This window comes from Promicromonospora kroppenstedtii DSM 19349, from assembly GCF_000515355.1.
Lineage (GTDB): Bacteria > Actinomycetota > Actinomycetes > Actinomycetales > Cellulomonadaceae > Promicromonospora > Promicromonospora kroppenstedtii.
The window spans coordinates 1-2,823 of sequence record NZ_KI911710.1 but is presented as its reverse complement, the minus strand read 5'-3'; the positions used below and the strand labels follow the sequence as shown (position 1 = coordinate 2,823).

The following is a 2,823-nucleotide window of genomic DNA, read 5'->3' as shown; positions in this document are numbered from 1 at the left end:
GCCAGCGGGAACGCAAGCGGGCGCAGGAGCAGGCGGAGCTGCTGCACCGGCTCCCGTTCGCGGTCGCCGACCCGCCCCGCTGACACCCGCCGTCGAGCGCGGTTGCCGTCAGGTGCGGACGTCGTCCCAGGCCCGCATCAGGCCCTTCGAGCGCAGCACCCCGGAGCAGCGCAGCAGCCCGGCCTGCACCGCGCGGCGCAGCCGGGTCGACGTCGGCCGCTCGACGCCGTAGTGGATGGCCACCGCCAGGACCAGGCTCAGCGCCCCGGCTGCGACGAGGGCGACCGTGCGCGTGGTCTCGTGGGCCAGCACGTCGATGACGGCGTACCCGAACTGCGTGTGCACCAGGTAGACGGGGTACGTCAGGGCGCCGACCGTGCCCAGCACGGCCGCGACCCGGCGAGGTGGGGCGTTCCTGCCGCGCAGCGTGGTGGCCCACACGGCCACGACGCTGGCCAGCATGATCATCACGGCGATCACGGGGTCCACGGCGACGCCCTGGAGGTCGGACGCGCGACCGGCGGCCTCCTGCACCCGCATGACGCACAGCACGAGACCGCCGACGAGCAGCGTGCTGGTGACCAGGTCGAACCCGTCGCGGTAGGCGAGGAACAGCAGCATGCCGACGGCGAAGTACGGGGCGTAGACGGGCACGAGCCAGTCGGCCAGCCAGTGGGCGCCGAGCTCCTGCGCGGCCCACCCCGCGAGCGGCCAGAGCGTGGCGAAGGCCAGCACGCGGTTGCGCGTGAGCGGCCCGAGCGCGAGCACCACGAAGACCAGCAGGTAGAACTTCAGCTCGACCAGCAGGGTCCAGAACACGACCTGGACGCCCGTGACCTCGAAGAGGTCCTGCACCATCGTGAGGTTGACCAGGGTCTCGGTCAGGTTCGTCTGCCGCCCGCCTGACCAGAACTGCTGCAGGCCCACGGTCAGCACGATGCACGCCCAGTACGCGGGGAACAGCCGGCCCACCCGGGATGCGACGAAGCCCGCGATCCCCCGGCCGTCCGCGCTGAGCAGGATCACGAACCCGGAGATCACGAAGAACAGCTCGACGCCCAGCCACCCGTACCGCGTGACCTCGTTGAGCAGCGGGAAGGCCCGCTCCGGGTCGGCGCCCCAGTAGCTGGTCACCGTCGAGGTGGCCGTGAAGTGGTAGAGCAGCACGGCCGCCGCGGCGCCGAAGCGCAGGCCGTCCATGGCCACGAGCCGGCCGGTAGCCTTGCGGCGTGGGGCCTCCGTGGTGGCAGGGCTCGCCTCGGGAACGGTTGCGGTCAGGCTCTCGTCAGGACGGGTCATCGCCGCCGACCCTAGATCACGGAAAGATAACGGTCAAAATCACCCTACCAGAAGAGACAGGAGCGTTTTGGCCGAAGTGTCCCAGTCGTAGCCGGCGGCACGGAGCCGTGCGGCGGCCGACCGCTCCGCCCAGTTCTCCGGGTCGTCGAGCGCGCGGACGGCGGCGACGTACCCGTCGACGTCGTCCGGGTCGACGTACGCGCCCGCCGTCCCGCCGACCTCGCGGAACACCGGGATGTCGCTGACCACCAGGGGCGTGCCGAGCGCCATCGCCTCCACGAGCGGCAGGCCGAAGCCCTCGTCGCGGGAGCCGGACACCAGCGCCGTCGCGCCCCGCAGGACGTCGCGGTAGTCCTCGTCGGAGGCGCCGTCGTGGAAGACGAGCGTGCCCGGCCCCGCCAGCTCCGTCAGCGCCGCGCGCCGCTCGGCCGTGACCGGGCTCATCAGGTGCAGCTCCCACCCGGGCAGGTGCGCCATGGCCTGCGCCGGCAGCTCGACGTTCTTGTACGGCATGAACGAGCCCATGTAGACCAGCGAACGGGTCCGCTCCGTGCGGGGCAGGTCCGGCACCGGGTCGGGCGCGTTGGGCACCACGGTCACCGGACGCCTGGTCAGCCGGTGGGCGGCGATCAGGTCGCGCGTGGTCTCCGAGACGGTCACCACGGCATCGGCCCGGTTCAGCAGCACGCGCTGCGGCCACCACGCGAGGTGGAACGCCCGCCACAGCAGGCGCACGGGGGCAGGCAGGTTCCGCGGGGGCGTGGGGTGCCGGTAGTAGATGAGGTCGTGCAGGGTCAGCACCACCCGGTAGTCCCGGCCCCAGGTGCCCATGGTCTGCATGGGGCTGAACACGACGTCGGCGCCCGTGCGGCGCACCTGCCGGGCCACGAACGGCTCGCGCCAGCTCGTCGGGGCGCTCACCCGGTGCCACGGCAGCCCGGCCGGCAGGTGGTCGAGCTGGCGCTCGTCGTTGATCAGCACCTCGATCGGGTGCAGGCGGGCCAGCGCGGTCACGATACCGGCGGTGTAGCGGCTGATCCCGTCGTGCCGGCCGACCCGCAGGTACCGGCAGTCGACGACTATCCTGGGCCCCGTCACGACGCGGCCCTGTCGAGACCCGCGAGGAACGCCTCGACCTGCTCGGCGACGGCGTCGGGCGCCTCGTAGTGCGCCAGGTGCCCCACCTGCGGCACGACGGCGAGCCGCGCGTCGGCGAACAGGCCCTCCAGCACGCGCTGGGACGGCAGCGGGGCCACGTCGTCGTTCTCGGACGCGACCAGCAGCGCCGGCAGGCCGATCTCCGGCGCGTACCCGGCCACGTCCGTGCCCACCGAGGCGTGGAACGCCTCGAGCAACGTGCGGCGGTCGGCGAACCCGGAGAAGTACCGGTCGTGCTCGGCGTGGATCCAGCGCCGCAGGTCCCGGTCGCCCGTAGTGACCATCGCCACACTTGCCACGCGCGTGAACACCGGGTGCCGCAGCAGCCCCGTGCCCACCCGCTCCGGGAGCGCGGCGGCGAGCCGG

The 2,823-nt window shown here is 72.9% G+C and carries 3 protein-coding genes; all 3 read right to left on the bottom strand.

Features of this window, described 5'->3' with window-relative positions; translation table 11 throughout:
- Positions 1-108: 108 nt before the first annotated feature.
- Positions 109-1,299 (bottom strand): acyltransferase family protein, encoded by a 1,191-nt coding sequence (locus PROKR_RS19395; RefSeq protein WP_036965973.1) that lies wholly within the window; start codon positions 1,297-1,299, stop codon positions 109-111.
- A gap of 39 nt (positions 1,300-1,338) precedes the next feature.
- On the bottom strand, positions 1,339-2,397 hold the full coding sequence (locus PROKR_RS19390) for a glycosyltransferase family 4 protein (RefSeq protein WP_036965971.1): 1,059 nt from the start codon (positions 2,395-2,397) through the stop codon (positions 1,339-1,341).
- Positions 2,394-2,823: alpha/beta fold hydrolase (locus PROKR_RS19385; protein ID WP_036965969.1), on the bottom strand; the 430-nt coding region annotated here is incomplete at its 5' end. The genes PROKR_RS19390 and PROKR_RS19385, both read right to left, overlap by 4 nt.

Bases quoted from the DNA above. Each gene is read 5' to 3' on its own strand.
- PROKR_RS19395 (WP_036965973.1), bottom strand. From the start codon at position 1,299: ATGACCCGTCCTGACGAGAGCCTGACCGCAACCGTTCCCGAGGCGAGC.